Genomic DNA, 23,171 nt, shown 5'->3' with positions numbered 1-23,171 from the left:
AGCTCCCACAGGTTCCGATGTCGAGCACACAATCGTGTTCCAACCGAAAACCCTGTGGGAGCTGGCTTGCCAGCGATGAGGCCAGTAAGGCCACTGAAGATTTAGCGTTCGTGCAGTGCCTCGGCCCGCGCGCGGATGATCGGTTTGAGCAGATAACTCAACACCGACTTCTTGCCAGTGATGATATCCACCGACGCGACCATCCCCGGAATGATCAGCAACGGCTTCTCATCGGTGCCCAAGTGGCTGCGCTCGGTGCGGACCTTGATCATGTAGTAGGTGGTTTTCTTGTCTTCGTCGGTGATGGTGTCAGCGCCGATCTGCTCCAGCTGGGCCTTCAGCCCGCCGTAAATGGTGTAGTCATAGGCAGTGAATTTGACGATGGCTTCCTGCCCCGGATGCAGGAACGCGATGTCTTGCGGACGAATCTTCGCTTCGACGAGCAAGGTGTCATCCAGCGGGACGATTTCGACCATGTCACTACCCGGCTGGATCACGCCACCGATGGTGTTGACCAGCAACTTGTTGACGATGCCGCGCACTGGCGAGGTGACCAGCGTACGGCTGACACGGTCTTCCAGTGCCTTGCCGGTGGCCTGGGCCTTGTTCAGGTCGGTGCGGGCTTCGTTGAGTTGTGTCAGCGCTTCACTGCGGAATTTGCCACGGGTTTCGTCGATCTTGCGCTGCACTTCCTTGATCGCCGATTCGGCGCGGGGAATCGCCAGCGTAGTAGCGTCGAGCTGACCACGGGTTTCCACTTCGGCACGCTTGAGGCGCAGCACCTCTACCGGGGACACCGCGCCCTGCGCCACCAACGGCTCGGACATGTTGATTTCCTGGCGTTGCAGGCCGAGTTGCTGGCGGTATTGCGCCTGTTTGGAGGTGAACTCGCGCAGCTCTTGCTGACGCTGGATCAACTGCTCCTGCAAGCCGCCAATCTCGTCGTGCAGTTGCTGGCGGCGGCTGATGTAGAGGGATTCTTCGCTATTCGCCTGACCCGGCACGGCTTTGAGCACGTCCTCGGGGAACGCCAGCGGACGGTCATCGACCTCGGCGCTCAGCCGCTCGACGCGCAGCAACATCGACAGCCGATCGGCCTCGGTTTCGCCGACGTTGGAAGCGAATCGCGTGTCATCCAGACGAATCAGCGGTGCGCCGGCTTCGACGATCTGACCTTCCTTGACGAACAGTTCGGAGACGATCCCGCCCTCGAGGTTCTGGATTTTCTGAATTTTCGACGAAGGAATCGCCTTGCCGTCGCCCTTGGTCACTTCGTCGATCACGGCGAAGTTGGCCCAGAGCAGCAGAAACACGAAGAAGCCGATGATCGCCCAGATCGTCAAGCGCACGACGCGCGGGGCGTCTTCGATCAGCGCTTTGTTGACCTCCGGCAGCGGCTGACCCTGCAAGGATGCAGAGCCTTTGAAGTAGCGACGGATCGAATCCTTGAAACCCGACTTAAGCAACACTGATCTGCCCCTTCTTCAACGCTTCCATCACGGCGGCTTTCGGGCCATCGGCGAGAATTTGTCCACGGTCGATCACCAGCAGGCGATCCACCAGCGACAACAGAGATGCCCGGTGCGTCACCAGCACCACGGTCTTGTTTTCAATCACGGCGGCGAGGCGTTGCTTGAGGCGTTCTTCACCGGTGTTGTCCATGGCGCTGGTCGGCTCGTCCATCAGCAGGATCGGCGGATTGAGCAGCAGCGCCCGGGCCAGTGCAACGTTCTGCCGTTGACCGCCGGAGAGGTTCTGCCCGCGCTCACCCACTTGCAGCTCATAACCTTGCGGGTGCAGACGGGCGAATTCATGGACACCGGCCAGTTCGGCGGCTTGCAGGACAAGCTCGTCTTCTACATAACGCGCACCGGAGACGAGGTTGTCGCGCAGGGTGCCGGCGAGCAGCTGGATGTCCTGCGGCACGTAGCCGATGTTGTAGCGCAGTTCGCTGACGTCGATCTGGCGGATATCCACGCCGTCGACCAGCAACGCGCCGTCGTCCGGCTGATACAGGCCGACCAGCAGCTTGGCCAGCGAGCTTTTGCCCGAACCGCTGCGGCCGATGATGCCGATCTTCTCGCCGGGACGGATCACCAGGTTGATGTTCTTCAGCGCCGGATTCTGTTGTTCCGGGTAGGTGAAGTTGAGCTGGCGGCATTCGATGGCGCCTTGCAGCACCTTGCGGCTCAGCGGGCGCTCTTCGAAGTTGCGCTCCTGCGGCAGCTCCATCATCTGGTCGACCGAGGTCATGGTCACGCGGGCTTGCTGGTAACGGGTCAGCAGACCGGACAGCGACGCCAGCGGACTCAGTGCACGACCGCTGAGCATGTAGCAGGCAATCAGGCCGCCCATGCTCAAGTGGCCATCGATGATCTGGTACACGCCGAAGACGATCATGATCACCCCGGCCAGTTGCTGGATCAGCAGGGTAATGTTCATCGCCAGACCGGAGAGCATTTTCACCCGCAGTTCGAGGCGGCTGAGGGTGCCGATGGTCTGTTCCCACTGGTATTGGCGTTCGCTTTCGGCGTTGTTGACCTTGACCGCGTCGAGACCGGCGAGGGTTTCGATCAGGCTCGACTGACGCTCGGCACCGAGGGCCATGGTGCGTTCCATGGTGGCCACCAGCGGCTTCTGCAACGCGTAGCCGATCAGCAGCGCAATCGGGAACGCCAGCACCGGAATCCACACCAGATGCCCGCCGAGAATGGCGATGACAATAAAGATGAGGATGGTGAACGGCAGATCAATCAGGCTGGTCAGGGTCAGCGAGGCGAGGAAGTCGCGCAGGCTCTGAAACTCATGGATGTTCTGGGCGAAGCTGCCGACCCGCGCCGGGCGGTATTTCATCGCCATGCCGACGATGCGCTCGAACAGCGTGGCCGAGATGATCAGGTCGGTTTTCTTCCCGGCCAGATCCAGGCACAGGCTGCGCAGGCTTTTGAGGATCAGGTCGAAGATGTACGCACCCGTGATGCCCAGGGCGAGTACCCACAGGGTCGCCTCAGCCTGGTTCGGCACCACGCGGTCGTAGACGTTCATCACGAACAGCGGCGCGGCCATGGCGATGATGTTGATCAGGAAACTGGCGGCGATGGCGTCGGCGTACAGCCAGCGCGAACGCTTGAGAGTGTCGCGGAACCACGAGCGGGCACGCGGAATCAGCGTGCCGTGGTTGACGTCGAATTTGTGTTGCGGCTGGGCGAAGAAGACTTTGCCGGTGTAATCGTCGGCCAGCAGTTCGCGGCTGACCACGGACTCGCCACCATCGCTTTCGCTGAGCAGCACCCGCGCTTCGTTATCACCCTGCCAGCCGAGCAGGACGGCACTGCGACCATCCTTGAGCAGCAACAGCGCCGGCATCGCAATCGGCGGAATCTCCTCCAGCTTGCGCTGCAGCACCCGACCTTGCAGGCCGGCGCGAGCCGCCGCGCGGGGCAGCAACTCGACACTCAAACGTTGTTTGGGCAGCGGCAGGCCGGTGGTCAGCATCGCCGCGCTGGCGGGCTTCTGGTGCAGCATGCAAAGGGCGAGCAGACCGTCCAGTAACGGATCGTCGTGCAACGCGCGTGGATCATGACTGAGTTGAACTCGACTGACTTCTGATTCCACGCTCGACACTCTTTGACAGTTGAAAAGGGATAACTCAATTCATCCCAGGCAGCTGGACCTTGGGCTTCACGTCGTTTTGCACAACGGATGCCAACGGTGCGACCACTCCCTGGCTTCTGAGCAACTCGCCCATGGTCGCCTTGATTCGATACTGAGTAAATAACTGAATGTTTTTGATTTCCGCCAGACGCCGCGAAGCGGTGAACAACTCGTTTTCGCTGTCGAGCAAATCGAGCAGGGTTCGCTCGCCGAGGCTGAACTGGCGCTGGTACGCGGTGCGCACCGAGGTGCTGTGATCGACGTACTGCTGCGCGATCGGCACTTGCGCATTGGCGTTGTTCAAGGCGTTCCAGGCCAGGCCCAGTTCTTCGTTCAACTGACGCAGGGCGTTGTTGCGGATGTCCAGCGCCTGGTTCGACAGGTACGACTTGGATTCCAGATCGGCCTTGTTGCTGCCGCCCGAATACAGGTTGAAGCGCATGCGCAGCATGGCCTGCCATTCGTTGTTGTGACCGTTCTGGCCGTCGAGATCGTTATCGGCGGTGCGGCCCAATTCAGCATCGAAACGCGGGTAGAAGGTCGACTTGGCGGTTTCGTACTGCTTTTCGGCAGCGGCGATGTCGGACTCGGCCGAACGCAAGATCGGGCTGTTTTCCAGCATCTGCTGGCGCGCCTCATTGAGGTTGGCCGGCATCATCGCCATGAACGGCGCCGGACGCTCGAGCTGGTCAGGCATCTGGCCAACAGCGCTGAGGAAGTTGGTTTCCGAGTCGGCCAGATTGGTCTGTTCGGTGATCAGATTGTTGCGGGCCTGGGCCATCCGCGCTTCGGCCTGATCGAGGTCGGCACCGCTGCCGACGCCGCGCTGGGTGCGCAACTGGATCTGGTCGTAGATGCGCTGGTGGCTCTTGAGGTTTTCTTCGGCCAGACGCACGAATTCACGGCGGGTCAGCACGTCCAGATACACCTGGGCGACGGTCAGCGCAGTGCGCTCGGAGGTGCCGAGCAGCGAGTAGGCGCGGGAGTTAACGGTGGCTTGTTGACGCCCGACCTCGCTGGACGTCGCAAAACCGTCAAAGACCATTTGCGAGAGACGTAAACTTGACTCGCTGCGGTTCAGGGTTTCCCAGTGATTGCCGCCGCCATTGGCGCGGGTGGTCACGCTGTCGGTGCCTTCACGGCCGTAACCGCCGAGCAGATCGACCTTGGGCAGGTATCCACCTTTTGCAGCCTTTAACTGATAATCCGCGGCCAAACGACTGTTAACCCCTGCCTGGATTTCCGGATGGACATCCAAGGCCTGTTGCATGGCTTCTGGTAAGGATTGTGCTTGTGCGAATGAAGCGGCGAGAGCGAAAGGTAGAGCCTTGAACAAATACGAACGCATGGTAACGATTTCCCAGAACTACTTGTCTTGAATCACAGCAAAACGTGGTGCTGCGGCGGATGATGGCAACCGGAATGACCGTATGTCGGAAAGTTCAAAACAGGAACTGGATCACACGCTGAAGGACAGGTCGCCGCGGAAATATCAATGTGACATTAGTGGGGCGATTGTTTAGGATGGCACCCAGAAGGTCAATAGTTTGGCATAAAGTTAATAGCGAAAGAATCTAGCCAAATTATTGACGAAGAGACGCGTCAAACTTGATTCGCAAATTTTTAAAGTACGTCCAGACTGAATCGGCGCCGAGCCATCAGGCAATGGAAGTCAACTGAACGTAACACCCGGAGAGTCTTCAATGAGCAGTGTTGTTGCCATCGTCAAAAGCATTGTCGGTCAGGTATTCGTGGTCTCCCCTGAGGGTGTACGCCGCGTGCTCGTTGAAGGCGATCGTCTGTTCGTCGGCGACCAGATCGACACCGGCCTCTCCGGCGCCGTGTCGCTGGAACTGGCTGATGGCCGCACTCTGGATCTGGGTCGCGAAACTCAGTGGAGCGCCAACGCGCCCGACTCCAGCACTGACCTGGCCGAAGCCACCGCGCAGGCTGCGCCGTCGGTAGCAGAACTGCAGCAAGCGATTGCCGCGGGTGTCGACCCGACTACTGCTCTTGAAGCCACCGCTGCCGGCCCTTCAGCTGCGGGTACTGGCGGTGCGGCTGGCGGCGGCCACAGCTTCGTGATGCTCGATGCCACGGCGGGTCGCGTTGATCCGACCATTGGCTTCCCGACGGCGGGGATCAACTCCGGCGCGCAAGCGGCGCAAAACATCACTGGTGGACAGACCACCGACACCACCACCAACGCCCTGCGTGAGTCGACCCTGAGCCTCAGTGCTACGCCGACCATCACCGAGGCCGGCGGCGTGCTGGTGTACACCGCGACCCTGACCCAGGCGCCGCTGACCGACCTGACCGTTACCCTGTCCAACGGCGCGGTGATCGTGATTCCGGCCGGTTCCACCACCGGCACCGTCAACGTGCCGCTGGCACCGAACGACACCGTTTATAACGACCCGACCCAGATCGACGTGACCGTCACCGGTACCACCGGCGGCAACGGCATCACCGTGACCCCGCCGACCACTCCGGCCACGACTCAGGTCACCGACACCATCGACACCACCACCGTCACCCTGACGGCGGGCCCGAGCGTCACCGAAGGCGGCCAGATTACCTACACCGCGACCCTGACCAACCCGGCGCAAACCCCGGTGACCGTCACCCTGTCGAACGGCTCGACCATCACCATCGGCGCCGGCCAGACCACTGGCACCGTCAACGTGCCGACGCCGGCCAACGACGTCTATAACAACGGCAGCACGGTCACCACGACCATCACCGGTGCCACCGGCGGCAACTTCGAAAACCTGGTGCCGAACCCGACTCCGGCGGTGACCACCATCACCGATTCGATCGATAACACCGGCCTGACCCTGACCGCTACCGGCACAGTGGTCGAGGGCGGCCAGATCACCTACACCGCGACCCTGACCAACCCGGCGCAGACGCCGGTCACCGTCACTCTGTCGAACGGTTCGACCATCACCATTGAAGCCGGCCAGACCACTGGCACCGTCAACGTGCCGACCGCACCGAACGACGTCTACAACAATGGCGGCACCGTCAGCACCACCATTACCGGTGCAACCGGCGGCAACTTCGAGAACCTGGTTCCGAACACGACGCCAGCGACCACCACCGTGACCGACTCGATCGACACCACCAGCGTGAGCCTTACCGCCACCGGCACCGTCGTCGAAGGTGGCGAGATCACCTACACCGCGACCCTGACCAACGCTGCGCAGACACCGGTCACCATTACCCTGTCGAACGGTTCGACCATCACCATTGAAGCCGGCAAGACCAGCGGCAGCGTCAACGTGCCAACCGCGCCGAACGACGTCTACAACAATGGCGGCACCGTCAGCACCACCATTACCGGTACATCCGGTGGCAACTTCGAGAACCTGGTGCCGAACACAACGCCAGCGACCACCACCATTACCGATTCGATCGACAACACCGGTCTGAGCCTCAGCGCCACTGGTTCGGTGGCCGAGGGTGGCTCGATCGTTTACACCGCGACCCTGACCAATGCCGCGCAAACTCCGGTGACCGTGACCCTGAGCAACGGTTCGGTGATCACCATCGAAGCGGGCAAGACCACCGGCACCGTGACCGTTCCAGCGCCTGCCGATGATGTCTATAAAGATGCCGGCAAAGTCGAAGTGACGATCACGGACGCTACCGGCGGCAATTTCGAGAATCTGGTGCCGAGCACCGTTCCGGCCGTTACCGAAGTCACTGACACCATCGACACCTCGACCGTAAAACTGACCGCCGACACTACCGTGGCTGAAGGTGGCACCGTCACTTACACCGCCACTGTCGGCGCACCAGTGACCGGTTCGCCAGTCGTCGTGACCCTGGCCAACGGTCAGCAGATCACCATCGACATCGGCAAAACCACTGGCACCGTGACCACCACCGCGCCTAACGACGCGTTGGCCGGCAATGCGCCGCTGACCAACTCGATCACCGGTGTTTCTGGCGGTAATTACGAAGACCTGGTGGCCGACAAAACCCCGGTTTCGACCACTGTCACTGACGTCACCGACACTACCGACCTGACACTGAGCGCGACTGGTTCCGTGGCTGAGGGCGGCTCGATTGTTTACACCGCGACCCTGACCAACCCGGCCGGCACGCCGGTGACCGTGACCCTGAGCAATGGCTCGGTGATCACCATCGAGGCGGGCAAAACAACCGGTACCGTGACTGTTCCGGCCCCTGCCGATGACGTCTACAAGGACGCCGGCAAAGTCGAAGTGACCATCAAGGACGCTACGGGCGGCAACTTCGAGAATCTGGTGCCGAGCACCGTTCCGGCCGTTACCGAAGTCACTGACACCATCGACACCTCGACCGTGAAACTGACCGCCGACACTACCGTGGCTGAAGGTGGCACCGTCACTTACACCGCCACCGTTGGTGCGCCGGTGACCGGTTCGCCAGTTGTGGTGACTTTGGCCAACGGCCAGACCATCACCATCGACATCGGCAAAACCACCGGTTCCGTAACAGCCACCGCGCCAAATGACGCCTTGACCGGCCACGCGCCGATCACCAATGCGATCACTGACGTGAGCGGCGGCAATTACGAAGACCTCGTCGCCGATAAAACCCCGGTCAGCACCACAGTCACTGACACGACTGACACCACAGACCTGACGCTGAGCGCGACGGGGACCGTGGCCGAAGGCGGCCAGATCACTTACACCGCCACGCTGACCAACGCAGCAGGCTCGCCCGTCACCGTAACGCTGTCGAACGGTTCGGTGATTACCATCGACGCCGGTAAAACCACCGGCACCGTGACCGTTCCGGCACCTGCCGATGACGTTTACAAAGACGCCGGCAAAGTCGAAGTCACCATCAAGGACGCCACGGGCGGCAATTTCGAGAACCTCGTTCCGAGCACCGTCCCAGCCGTCACTGACGTGACCGATACCATCGACACCTCGACCGTGAAACTGACGGCCGACACCACCGTGGCTGAAGGTGGCACCGTCACTTACACCGCGACTGTTGGCGCGCCAGTCACTGGTTCGCCGGTTGTCGTGACCCTGGCCAACGGCCAAAGCATCACCATCGAAGTGGGTAAAACCACTGGCACCGTCACCACCACAGCGCCGAACGACGCACTGGTGGGCCAGGCACCACTGAGCAACTCGATTACTGGCGTCACCGGCGGCAACTACGAAAACCTCGTGGCCGACAAAACCCCGGTCAGCACCACCGTGACTGATACCACCGACACCACCAACCTGTCGCTGAGCGCGACCGGTTCCGTGGCTGAAGGCGGCCAGATCACTTACACCGCCACGCTGACCAACGCAGCAGGCTCGCCCGTCACTGTGACCCTGAGCAACGGCTCGGTGATCACCATCGAAGCGGGGAAAACCACTGGCACCGTAACGGTTCCAGCGCCCGCCGATGACGTCTACAAAGACGCCGGCAAAATTGAAGTGACGATCAAGGACGCCACCGGTGGCAATTTCGAGAATCTGGTGCCGAGCACCACTCCGGCCGTCACCGAAGTCACCGACACCATCGACACTTCGACCGTCAAACTGACCGCCGACACCACCGTGGCTGAAGGTGGCACCGTCACTTACACCGCGACCGTTGGCGCGCCAGTCACTGGTTCACCTGTCGTAGTGACCTTGGCCAACGGCCAACAGATCACTATCGAAGTGGGCAAAACCACCGGCACCGTGACCACTACTGCGCCGAACGATGCGCTGACCGGCCACGCGCCGCTGAGCAACTCGATCACCGACGTGAGCGGCGGCAATTACGAGAATCTCGTTGCCGACAAAACCCCGGTCAGCACCACCGTGACCGACACCGTCGACACCACCAACCTGTCGCTGAGCGCGACCGGTTCCGTGGCTGAAGGCGGTTCGATCGTTTACACCGCGACCCTGACCAATGCGGCTGGCTCGCCGGTCACCGTGACCCTGAGCAACGGTGCAGTCATCACCATCGAGGCTGGCAAAACCAGCGGCACCGTGACCGTTCCGGCGCCGGCGGATGACGTTTACAAAGACGCGGGCAAGGTCGAAGCGACCATTTCGACTGCCATTGGCGGCAATTTCGAGAACCTGGTGCCGAGCACCGTTCCGGCCGTTACTGAAGTCACCGATACCATCGACACCTCGACCGTGAAACTGACGGCCGACACCACCGTGACTGAAGGTGGCACCGTCACTTATACCGCCACCGTTGGTGCGCCAGTCACTGGTTCGCCGGTTGTCGTGTCCCTGGCCAACGGCCAGAGCATCACCATCGAAGTCGGTAAAACCACCGGCACCGTTACGACCACTGCACCAAACGACGCTTTGGTTGGCCAGGCGCCACTGAGCAACTCGATTACTGGCGTCACCGGCGGCAACTACGAAAACCTCGTGGCCGACAAAACCCCGGTCAGCACCAGCGTGACCGACACCACCGACACCACCAATCTGACGCTGAGTGCGACCGGGACTGTGGCTGAGGGCGGCTCGATCGTTTACACCGCGACCCTGACCAATCCGGCCGGCACGCCAGTGACCGTCACTCTGAGCAATGGCTCGGTGATCACCATCGAAGCGGGCAAGACCTCCGGCACCGTCACCGTTCCGGCGCCTGCCGATGACGTCTACAAAGACGCCGGCAAAGTCGAAGTCACCATCAAGGACGCTACCGGCGGCAACTTCGAGAACCTGGTTCCGAGCACCACGCCAGCCGTGACCGATGTCACTGACACCATCGACACCTCGACCGTCAAACTGACCGCCGACACCACCGTGGCTGAAGGTGGCACTGTCACTTACACCGCTACCGTTGGTGCGCCAGTCACCGGTTCGCCTGTCGTGGTGACGTTGGCCAACGGTCAGCAGATCACCATTGAAGTCGGCAAAACCACTGGCACCGTGACCACCACCGCGCCAAACGACGCTTTGGTTGGCCAGGCACCACTGAGCAACTCGATCACCGGTGTGACGGGCGGCAACTACGAAAATCTCGTAGCAGACAAAACCCCGGTCAGCACCAGCGTGACGGACACCACCGACACCACCAACCTGTCGCTCAGCGCCACCAACTCGGTCGCCGAGGGCGGTTCGATCACGTACACCGCGACACTGACCAACGCCGCTGGCTCGCCAGTGACCGTAACCCTGTCGAACGGCGCCGTGATCACCATCGAAGCTGGCAAAACCACCGGCACCGTGACCGTTCCAGCCCCGGCTGATGACGTTTACAAAGACGCAGGCAAAGTCGAAGCGACCATTTCGACTGCCACGGGCGGCAATTTCGAGAATCTGGTGCCGAGCACCGTTCCGGCTGTCACCGAAGTCACCGATACCATCGACACCACCACCGTCAAACTGACCGCCACCGAATCGGCATCTGAAGGTGGCACCGTTACTTACACCGCGACCGTTGGCGCGCCGGTGACCGGTTCGCCTGTGGTTGTGACCCTGGCCAATGGTCAGAACATCACCATCGAAGTCGGCAAAACCACTGGCACCGTCACCACCACCGCACCGAACGACGCGTTGACCGGCCACGCGCCGCTGACCAACGCGATCACTGACGTGAGCGGCGGCAATTACGAAAATCTGGTTGCCGACAAGACCCCGGTTTCGACCAACGTCACCGACACTGTCGACACCACCAACCTGTCGCTGACGGCGACCGGTACTGTGGCTGAAGGCGGTTCGATTGTTTACACCGCGACGCTGACCAACGCGGCAGGTTCGCCGGTCACCGTAACGCTTTCGAATGGTTCGGTAATCACCATCGAGGCAGGCAAAACAACGGGCACCGTGACCGTTCCGGCACCTGCCGATGACGTCTACAAAGACGCCGGCAAAGTCGAAGTGACGATCAAGGAGGCAACCGGCGGCAACTTCGAGAACCTCGTTCCGAGCACCACGCCAGCGGTAACTGACGTCACTGACACCATCGACACTTCGACCGTGAAACTGACGGCCGACACCACCGTGGCTGAAGGTGGCACCGTCACTTACACCGCGACTGTTGGCGCGCCGGTGACCGGCTCGCCGGTTGTCGTAACGTTGGCCAACGGCCAGAACATCACCATCGAAGTGGGTAAAACCACCGGTACCGTCACCACCACCGCGCCAAACGACGCGTTGACCGGTCACGCGCCGCTGACCAACTCGATCACTGACGTCACCGGCGGCAACTACGAAAACCTCGTGGCCGACAAAACCCCAGTCAGCACCACCGTGACCGACACCGTCGACACCACCAACCTGTCGCTCAGCGCCACTGGCACGGTGAACGAAGGTGGCCAGATCACCTACACCGCGACCTTGACCAACGCGGCCGGCAGCCCGGTCACCGTAACGTTGAGCAATGGCGCGACCATCACCATCGAGGCCGGTAAAACCACCGGCACCGTGACCGTCGACGCACCGAAGGACGACGTCTACAAAGACGCCGGCACTGTTGAAGCGACCATCAAGGGCGCGACCGGTGGCGACTTCGAAAACCTCGTCACCGATACGACTCCGGCGGTCACCACCGTCAACGACACCATCGACACGTCCACCGTGTCGCTGACCGCCACGGCCAACGTCGCCGAAGGCGAAACCGTGGTCTACACCGCGACCGTCACTGCGCCTGTGACCGGTTCGCCGGTTGTCGTGACCCTGTCCAACGGCCAGACCATCACCATCGCTGTCGGTGAAACCAGCGGTACCGTGAATTTCGTTGCGCCGAACAGCCCATTGGCGGGCGGCAGCTCGTTGAGCGTGACCATCGACGGCGCGACTGGCGGCAACTACGAAAAACTGGTGACCGACGGCAAGTCGGCCGACACCACGGTTACGGACACCACCGACACCACCAATCTGAACCTGACCGCTACCGATTCGGTGGCTGAGGGCGGTTCGATCGTTTACACCGCAACGCTGACCAACCCGGCCGGCACACCGGTGACTGTGACCTTGTCGAACGGCGCCGTAATCACCATCGACGCGGGTAAAACCACTGGCACCGTCACTGTCCCGGCTCCGGCTGATGACGTTTACAAAGACGCGGGCAAAGTTGAAGCGACCATTTCGACTGCCACCGGCGGCAACTTCGAAAACCTGGTGCCGAGCACTGTGCCGGCTGTGACCAACGTCACCGACACCATCGACACCACCACCGTCAAACTGACCGCGACCGAGTCGGCGGCTGAGGGTGGCACCGTTACTTACACCGCAACTGTCGGTGCTCCTGTGACCGGTTCGCCGGTCACCGTGACCTTGGCCAATGGTCAGAACATCACCATCGAAGTGGGTAAAACCACCGGCACCGTGACCTTCACTGCGCCGAACGATGCATTGACCGGCCACGCACCGATTACCAACTCGATCACCGGGGTAACCGGCGGCAACTACGAGAACCTGGTCGCCGACAAGACGCCGGTTTCGACCACGGTTACCGACACCGTCGACACCACCAACCTGTCGCTGAGTGCGACCGGCACCGTGGCCGAAGGTGGCCAGATCATCTACACCGCGACCCTGACCAACGCTGCTGGCTCGCCAGTGACCGTGACCTTGTCGAACGGCGCCGTGATCACCATCGAAGCAGGCAAAACCACCGGCACCGTGACTGTTCCAGCTCCGGCTGACGACGTTTACAAAGACGCCGGCAAAGTCGAAGCGACCATTTCGACTGCTACCGGTGGCAACTTCGAAAACCTGGTGCCGAGCACTGTTCCGGCCGTTACCGAAGTAACTGACACCATCGACACCTCGACCGTGAAACTCACGGCGACCGAGACCGCCGCTGAAGGTGGCGCGGTTGTTTACACCGCGACCGTGGGTGCGCCAGTCACTGGCTCTCCAGTTGTGGTGACGCTGGCCAATGGTCAGAACATCACCATCGAAGTGGGTAAAACCACTGGCACCGTGACCTTCACTGCACCGAACGATGCATTGACCGGCCACGCACCGATTACCAACTCGATCACCGGTGTAACCGGCGGCAACTACGAGAATCTGGTTGCCGACAAGACCCCGGTTTCGACCAACGTCACCGATACCGTCGACACCACCAATCTGTCGTTGAGCGCCACCGGTTCTGTCGCTGAGGGCGGTTCGATTGTTTACACCGCAACACTGACCAACGCTGCTGGCTCGCCAGTGACCGTGACCTTGTCGAACGGCGCTGTAATCACCATCGAGGCTGGCAAAACCACTGGCACTGTGACCGTTCCGGCACCGGCCGATGACGTCTACAAAGATGCAGGAAAAGTCGAAGCGACCATTTCGACCGCTACTGGCGGTAACTTCGAAAACCTGGTGCCGAGCACTGTTCCGGCCGTGACCGAAGTGACCGACACCATCGACACTTCGACGGTGAAACTGACTGCCGATACGTCCGTGGCTGAAGGCGGCACTGTCACTTACACCGCCACTGTTGGCGCTCCCGTGACCGGTTCTCCGGTCGTGGTGACATTGGCCAACGGTCAGCAGATCACCATTGAGGTCGGCAAAACCACTGGCACCGTGGCCACCACTGCGCCAAACGATGCATTGACCGGCCATGCGCCGCTGACCAACTCGATTACCGGCGTGACTGGCGGCAATTACGAGAACCTCGTTGCCGACAAGACCCCGGTCAGCACCACCGTGACCGATACCGTCGACACCACCAATCTGTCGTTGAGCGCTACCAACTCGGTCGCCGAAGGTGGCTCGATCGTTTACACCGCCACGCTGACCAACGCCGCTGGCTCGCCAGTGACCGTGACGTTGTCGAACGGTGCTGTGATCACCATCGAGGCTGGCAAAACCACTGGCACCGTCACTGTTCCGGCTCCGGCTGATGACGTTTACAAAGACGCGGGCAAGGTTGAAGCGACCATTTCCACCGCAACCGGTGGCAACTTCGAGAACCTGGTGCCGAGCACTGTTCCGGCCGTTACCGAAGTGACCGACACCATCGACACCTCGACCGTCAAACTGACTGCCGATACGTCCGTGGCTGAAGGCGGCACTGTCACTTACACCGCCACTGTTGGCGCCCCCGTGACCGGTTCACCGGTTGTCGTGACACTGGCCAATGGTCAGAACATCACCATCGAAGTGGGTAAAACCACCGGCACCGTGACCACCACCGCACCGAACGATGCGTTGACCGGCCACGCGCCGATTACCAACTCGATCACCGACGTGAGCGGCGGCAATTACGAGAATCTGGTTGCCGACAAAACGCCGGTTTCGACCACGGTCACCGACACCGTCGATACCACCAACCTGTCGTTGAGCGCTACCCCATCGGTCGCTGAAGGTGGCTCGATTGTTTACACCGCGACCCTGACCAACGCCGCTGGCTCGCCAGTCACCGTGACCCTATCGAACGGCGCCGTGATCACCATCGACGCTGGTAAAACCACTGGCACCGTTACTGTCCCGGCTCCGGCTGACGACGTCTACAAAGACGCCGGCACCGTGCAGGCAACCATCAGCAACGCCACCGGCGGCAACTTCGAGAACCTGGTGCCGAGCACTGTGCCGGCAGTCACCAGCGTCACCGACACCATCGACACCACCACGGTCAAACTGACCGCGACCGAGTCGGCGGCTGAGGGTGGCACCGTTACCTACACCGCGACGGTTGGTGCCCCTGTTACCGGTTCGCCGGTGGTCGTGACACTGGCCAATGGTCAGAACATCACCATCGAAGTGGGTAAAACCACCGGCGCCGTGACCACCACCGCACCGAACGATGCGTTGACCGGCCACGCGCCGATTACCAACTCGATCACCGACGTGAGCGGCGGCAATTACGAGAATCTGGTTGCCGACAAAACGCCGGTTTCGACCACGGTCACCGACACCGTCGACACCACCAACCTGTCGTTGAGCGCTACCCCATCGGTCGCTGAAGGTGGCTCGATTGTTTACACCGCGACCCTGACCAACGCCGCTGGCTCGCCAGTGACCGTAACCCTGAGCAACGGCTCGGTCATCACCATCGAGGCAGGCAAAACCACCGGTACCGTAACCGCTCCAGCGCCAGCCGATGACGTTTACAAAGACGCCGGCACCGTGCAGGCAACCATCAGCAACGCCACCGGTGGCAACTTCGAGAACCTGGTGCCAAGCACTGTGCCTGCCGTGACCAACGTCAGCGACACTATCGACACCACCACCGTCAAACTGACGGCGACCGATACAGCGGCTGAAGGCGGCAATGTCGTCTACACCGCCACGGTCGGCGCGCCAGTGACCGGTTCGCCGGTTGTCGTGACTCTGGCCAATGGTCAGCAGATCACTATCGACATCGGCAAAACCACCGGCACTGTCACCACCACCGCACCGAACGATGCGCTGACTGGCCACGCACCTCTGACCAACGCCATTACTGGCGCAACCGGCGGCAACTACGAAAATCTCGTAGCCGACAAAACACCGGTCAGCACCACCGTAACCGACACCGTAGACACCACCAATCTGTCGCTCAGCGCTACCCCATCGGTCGCTGAAGGCGGTTCGATTGTCTACACCGCCACGCTGACCAACGCCGCTGGCTCGCCAGTCACCGTGACCCTATCGAACGGCGCCGTGATCACCATCGACGCTGGTAAAACCACTGGCACCGTTACTGTCCCGGCTCCGGCTGACGACGTCTACAAAGACGCCGGCACCGTGCAGGCAACCATCAGCAACGCCACCGGTGGCAACTTCGAAAACCTGGTGCCAAGCACGACACCGGCCGTCACCAGCGTGACCGACACCATCGACACCACCACCGTCAAACTGACCGCGACCGAGTCGGCTGCTGAGGGTGGCACCGTTACCTACACCGCGACGGTTGGTGCTCCTGTTACCGGTTCACCGGTTGTCGTGACACTGACCAATGGTCAGAACATCACCATCGAGGTGGGTAAAACCACTGGCACCGTGACCACCACCGCGCCGAACGACGTGTTGACCGGCCACGCGCCGTTGACCAATGCGATCACCAACGTCAGCGGCGGTAACTACGAGAATCTGGTTGCCGACAAGACGCCGGTTTCGACCACGGTCACTGACACCGTCGACACCACCAATCTGTCTCTGTCCGCAACCGGCACCGTGGCCGAAGGTGGCCAGATCACCTACACCGCGACCCTGACCAACGCCGCTGGTTCGCCAGTCACCGTAACGCTGTCGAACGGCTCGGTGATCACCATCGAAGCGGGCAAAACCACCGGCACCGTGACCGTCCCGGCTCCGGCTGACGACGTCTACAAAGACGCCGGCACCGTGCAGGCCAATATCAGCAACGCCACCGGCGGCAGCTTCGAGAAACTGGTGACCAGCAACACCCCGGCGGTCACCAGCGTCACCGACACCATCGACACCACCACGGTGAAACTGACCGCGACCGAGTCGGCGGCTGAGGGCGGTACCGTCACCTATACCGCCACGGTCGGTGCGCCAGTCACCGGTTCGCCGGTCACCGTGACCCTGGCCAACGGTCAGAACATCACCATCGAAGTGGGCAAAACCACTGGCACCGTGACCACCACCGCGCCGAACGACGTGTTGACCGGCCACGCACCGCTGACCAATTCGATCACCGGCGTGACTGGCGGCAACTACGAGAATCTGGTTGCCGACAAGACGCCGGTTTCGACCACGGTCACCGACACCGTCGACACCACCAACCTGTCCCTGAGTGCCACCAACTCGGTCGCCGAGGGCGGTTCGATCGTTTACACCGCCACGCTGACCAACGCCGCTGGCTCGCCAGTCACCGTGACCCTGTCGAACGGCGCCGTTATCACCATCGACGCTGGTAAAACCACCGGCACCGTGACCGTTCCGGCTCCGGCTGACGACGTCTACAAAGACGCCGGCACCGTTCAGGCAACCATCACTGGCACCAGCGGCGGCAGCTTCGAGAACCTGGTGACCAACAACACACCAGCCGTGACCAGCGTCACCGACACCATCGACACCACCACCGTGAAGCTGAGCGCAACCGGCACAGCGGCCGAGGGCGGTAACGTCGTCTACACCGCCACCGTCGGCGCACCTGTGACCGGCTCGCCGGTCACCGTGACCCTGGCCAACGGTCAGCAGATCACCATCGACATCGGCAAAACCACCGGCACCGTGACCACCACCGCACCGAACGATGCGCTGACCGGCCACGCACCGCTGACCAACTCGATCACCAACGTCACCGGCGGCAACTACGAAAACCTCGTAGCCGACAAGACTCCGGTCAGCACCACCGTGACCGATACCGTCGACACCACCAACCTGTCCCTGAGTGCCACCAACTCGGTCGCCGAGGGCGGTTCGATCGTTTACACCGCCACGCTGACCAACGCTGCAGGCTCGCCAGTCACCGTGACCCTGTCGAACGGCGCCGTGATCACTATCGACGCTGGTAAAACCACCGGCACCGTGACCGTTCCGGCACCGACTGACGACGTCTACAAAGACGCCGGAACTGTGCAGGCGACGATCAGCACCGCAACGGGCGGCAACTTCGAAAACCTGGTGCCGAGCACGACGCCAGCCGTGACCAGCGTCACCGACACCATCGACACCACCACCGTGAAGCTGAGCGCAACCGGCACAGCGGCCGAGGGCGGCAACGTCGTCTACACCGCCACCGTCGGCGCACCTGTGACCGGCTCGCCGGTCACCGTGACCCTGGCCAACGGTCAGCAGATCACCATCGACATCGGCAAAACCACCGGCACCGTGACCACCACCGCACCGAACGATGCGCTGACCGGCCACGCACCGCTGACCAACTCGATCACCAACGTCACCGGCGGCAACTACGAAAACCTCGTAGCCGACAAGACTCCCGTCAGCACCACCGTGACCGATACCGTCGACACCACCAACCTGTCGCTGTCCGCGACCGGCACCGTGGCCGAAGGTGGACAGATCACCTACACCGCGACCCTGACCAACGCTGCTGGCTCGCCAGTGACCGTGACCCTGAGCAACGGCTCGGTGATCACTATCGAAGCGGGCAAAACCACCGGCACCGTCACCGTTCCAGCGCCAGCCGACGACGTCTACAAAGACGCCGGTACCGTGCAGGCGACGATCAGCAACGCCACCGGTGGCAACTTCGAAAACCTGGTACCAAGCACGACTCCGGCCGTGACCAGCGTGACCGACACCATCGACACCACCACAGTCAAACTGACCGCAACCGGTACAGCGGCCGAGGGTGGCACCGTCGTCTACACCGCCACTGTGGGCGCGCCAGTCACCGGCGCACCTGTCGTCGTGACCCTGGCCAACGGTCAGCAGATCACCATCGACATCGGCAAAACCACCGGCACCGTCACCACCACCGCACCGAACGATGCGTTGACCGGTCATGCGCCGCTGACCAACTCGATCAGCAACGTGACGGGCGGCAACTACGAAAACCTCGTGGCCGACAAAACCCCGGTCAGCACCACCGTGACCGACACCGTCGACACCACCAACCTGTCGCTGTCGGCGACCGGCACCGTGGCCGAAGGTGGTTCGATCACCTACACCGCAACGCTGACCAACGCCGCTGGCTCGCCGTTGACCGTGACCCTCAGCAACGGTTCGGTGATCACCATCGAAGCGGGCAAAACCACCGGCACCGTGACCGTTCCGGCACCGGCTGACGACGTCTACAAAGACGCCGGCACCGTGCAGGCAACCATCACTGGCACCAGCGGCGGCAACTTCGAGAACCTGGTGACCAACAACACACCAGCCGTGACCAGCGTCACCGACACCATCGATACCACCACCGTCAGCATCACCGGCAGCACCTCGGTGACCGAAGGCCAGACCGCCAGCTACACCGTCAGCCTGAACCACCCGGCGCAAACCGAAGTGACCCTGAAAATCGTCTACAGCGGTACCGCCGCCGACGGTTCCGACTTCACTGGCGTTTACACCGTGAAGATTCCGGCAGGTGCGAGCAGCGCGCAGTTCAACGTCGCCACCATCGATGACAAGATCACCGAAGGCACCGAGAACTTCGTGGTCAAGATCGACTCGGCCACGGGCGGCAACTTCGAGAACCTCGCGGTCAGCAGCACCAACGGCAGCGTCAGCACCTCGATCATCGACAACGATGCGCCGCCGGTCATCGACCTGGATGCCAACAACTCCAGCGGGGCGACCGGTGCCGACTACAAGGTGACCTTCACCGAAAACACCCCGGGCGCCGGCGTGTCGATTGCTGACACCGACATCAGCATCACTGACCCGGACAGCACCATGCTGACCGGCGCCACCGTGGTGCTGACCAACCGTCAGGACGGCGATGCGTTGAACCTGGGCAACAGCGTCAACGGCATCACCATCAATGCCAACAGCACCAACGGCACTGTGACGCTGACCCTGTCGGGCAATGCGACGCTGGCCGACTACATGCAGGCCATCAAGAACATCAGCTTCACCAACGGCAGTGAAAACCCGAGCACCGTGCCGCGGATCATCACCGTGACCGTGACCGATGGCGGCAACTACTCCAACACCGCGACCACCACGGTCAACGTGGTAGCGGTCAACGACGCACCGGTCGCCGCACCGAGCAACGTCACCGGTACTGAAGACACCCCGCTGGTACTCGGCTGGTCGACCTTCGGTGTGACCGACGTCGACAGCCCGGCCAGCAGCCTGGGCATCAAAATCACCCAGCTGCCGGGCGAAGGCAAACTGCAGTACCTCGACGGTTCGACCTGGAAAGACGTCGCCAACAACCAGACCTTCAGCAAGGCTGATATCGACGCTGGCAAACTGCGCTTCATGCCGGATGCCAACGAGTCGGGTGTCAACGGTTACGGCGGCACTGGCATGGGCAACAACCAGGCTGACTACGCGCAGATCAAGTTCCAGCCAACCGACGGCCAACTGCTGGGCAACACCGGCACGGTGAAGATCGACATCACGCCAGTGGCGGATGCCCCGACCGTGAGCGTGGCCGACAACAGCGTGAAGTCCACCGGCCTGATCAAGGAAGTCTGGACCGGCCTGTCGGGCCTCGGCACCAGCGGCAACGGCGCAGATTCGACCACGTTGAAAAACGTGATCGACGGTGCCGGTACGCCGAACTCCAGCGGCAGCGTGACCAACGTGCAATCCGACGGCAGCGTGGCGGCAGGTACGGCGTCGAAGACGTCCGGCCTGATCTATCTGGAAGCCGGCAAGACCTACACCTTCAGCGGCGTCGCCGATGACAGTCTGCTGATCACCATCGGCGGTAAAAACGTGGCGTCGGGCACCTGGGGCGCGGGCGGCGCGATCAATGGATCGTTCACTCCGACCACCAGCGGCTACTACACCCTGGACATCTACCACCACAACCAGAGCGGCCCGGGCAGCTACGACGTCAACCTGTCGGTCAATGGCAGCACGCCGATCGACCTGAGCAGCGCCGGCGTGCCGATCTACACCGGCGTGCAGGATCTGGTGAACTCTGGGGTAACTGTCTCCGACCTGCACGGCACCAACGGCGAAGGCTATTACGACGGCTACAAACTCAACACCGGCGCCGAAGGCACCACGGTGAAACTGTCGGCGATCAGCACCGCGCTGACCGACACCGACGGCTCGGAAACCCTGAGCGTGAAGATCAGCGGCGCGCCGGTCGGCTCGGTGCTGAGCGACGGCGCAGGCCACACGTTCACCGTCACCGCGAGCAATGGCGAAGCCAACGTCACTGGCTGGAACCTCGGCAGCCTGACCGTGACCCCGCCGACCTACTACAACGGCCAGTTCAACCTGACCGTGACCTCGACCTCCACCGAATACGTGGGCGGTTCGGCCAGCAGCACCGCGACCATTCCGGTCACCGTGGTGCCGGCGGTCTATACCGCTTCGGTCGCCACTTCCGGCGATGACACCTTCAACGGCACCGATGGCAACGACATCATGGTCGCCGACATTGGCGGTCTGACCGTGGTGCCGGGCACCAACTACAACATCGCGTTCATGGTCGACAGCTCGGGCAGTATGAGCACTTCGTCGCTGAACGCCGCGAAAGACTCGCTGACCTCGGTGTTCAACACCCTCAAGCAGAGTCTGGGCGGCAGCAACTCGGGCACGGTGAACATCTTCCTGGTGGACTTCGATACTCAAGTCAAACAGTCGGTGTCGGTGAACCTCAACGACCCGAACGCGCTGACCAAGCTCAAGGCTGTGCTGGACTCCATGACGTCCGGGGGCGGCACCAACTACGAGGACGTGTTCAAAACCACCGCCAACTTCTTCCAGAGCGCTGAAGCGGTGGCCAACACCGGTGCGAAGAACCTCACGTACTTCATCACCGACGGCCAGCCGACCTACTATCAGACCGGCGAGTCGACCAACCCGTACCTGTACGGCAACAAAACCCTCGATAGCCTGATCACCACCACCAACTACAAGTTGGGGACAGCCGTCAGCCTGTATCCGGACAGCTCGCACCAGATCGATATCAGCGCGAACGGCTCGGTGACGGTCTGGACCAAATCGGGCGGTAACTGGACGTACCAGAACTTCGGCACGCTGCACGCCCAGGGCGACGGTACCTACGAGTTCTCTGGCCTGGCGGGCAGCGGTAGCAGCACCGATTACTACACCACCACCAACGCCAACAGCAGCTTCGCATTGCTCAGCGGTCTGTCGAACGTGGAAGCCATCGGCCTCAACAGCGGCGTCAGCCTCAACGACCTGAAACCGTACGACTCGGACAAGACGCCGCAGACCAACATCGATCCGAAGGATCTGGCCAACTCGATCATCGGCCACACCGAAGCGACGATGCCGGGCAACGATATCGTCAGCGGTGGCGACGGCAACGACATCCTGTTCGGCGACCTGGTGAGCTTCAACGGTATTGCCGGCGAGGGTTACCAGGCGATGCAGGCGTTCGTTGCGCAGCAGACCGGCGTCGACGTCAGCAAAGTCACCACCAGCAACGTGCACCAGTACATCACCGAGCACTACCAAGCGTTCGATGTGTCCGGCGCACATGACGGCAACGACACGCTGTTGGGCGGAGCGGGCAATGACATCCTGTTCGGCTCCGGCGGCAATGACTTGCTCGATGGCGGCAAAGGCAATGACATCCTGCTCGGCGGCACCGGCAACGACACGCTGATCGGCGGTCAGGGCAACGACATCCTGATTGGCGGCTCGGGTGCCGACACCTTCGTCTGGAAATCGGGCGACACCGGCAACGATGTGATCAAGGACTTCAATGCCAGCCAGGGTGATCGCATCGACCTGCGTGACCTGTTGCAGGGCGAGACCGGCAGCACCATCGACAACTTCCTGAAGATCACCACGGTCGACGGCGTGTCGTCGCTGCAAGTCAGTTCGGGCGGCAAGTTCAACTCCGGCGACGCCGCCGCTGCCACGCCGGACGTGACGATCAAACTGGAAGGCAATAACTGGTCGAGCGCCAACATCCACAACCTGATCGCCGGCAGCGATCCGACCATCAAGGTTGACCACAACAACAGCTGATCCGTGAACAAACGGCCGCCCCTCTGGGGCGGTCGTCACATTCAGCGCCAGCGCACCGGTGACGATTGCGTCACCGCA

4 protein-coding genes are annotated in these 23,171 nt (G+C 61.8%); 1 reads left to right on the top strand and 3 read right to left on the bottom strand.

Features of this window, described 5'->3' with window-relative positions; all coding sequences use genetic code 11:
• Window positions 1–101: 101 nt before the first annotated feature.
• The 3 genes from AC3WMT_RS27325 to AC3WMT_RS27315 are packed head-to-tail and all read right to left on the bottom strand — an operon-like array spanning window position 102 to window position 5,002.
• Entirely contained in the window at window positions 102–1,469 is a 1,368-nt protein-coding gene (locus tag AC3WMT_RS27325; RefSeq protein WP_103306857.1) for an HlyD family type I secretion periplasmic adaptor subunit, read from the bottom strand.
• Window positions 1,459–3,615 carry a type I secretion system permease/ATPase gene (locus tag AC3WMT_RS27320; RefSeq protein ID WP_103306856.1) on the bottom strand — a complete coding sequence of 719 codons (2,157 nt, stop codon included), beginning with the start codon at window positions 3,613–3,615 and terminating at the stop codon, window positions 1,459–1,461. Before AC3WMT_RS27320 ends, AC3WMT_RS27325 begins: the two co-directional genes overlap by 11 nt.
• A gap of 34 nt (window positions 3,616–3,649) precedes the next feature.
• Entirely contained in the window at window positions 3,650–5,002 is a 1,353-nt protein-coding gene (locus tag AC3WMT_RS27315) for a TolC family outer membrane protein (RefSeq protein WP_103306855.1), read from the bottom strand.
• 355 nt (window positions 5,003–5,357) lie between these two features.
• Between AC3WMT_RS27315 and AC3WMT_RS27310 the strand changes: the two genes are divergently transcribed.
• Window positions 5,358–23,093 (top strand): immunoglobulin-like domain-containing protein, encoded by a 17,736-nt coding sequence (locus tag AC3WMT_RS27310; RefSeq protein WP_103306854.1) that lies wholly within the window; start codon window positions 5,358–5,360, stop codon window positions 23,091–23,093.
• Window positions 23,094–23,171: the final 78 nt, after the last annotated feature.

This window comes from Pseudomonas sp. FW305-7 (assembly GCF_058786735.1).
Note: the sequence above shows the minus strand (reverse complement) of the source record. Positions and strands in the feature narration are given on the sequence as shown.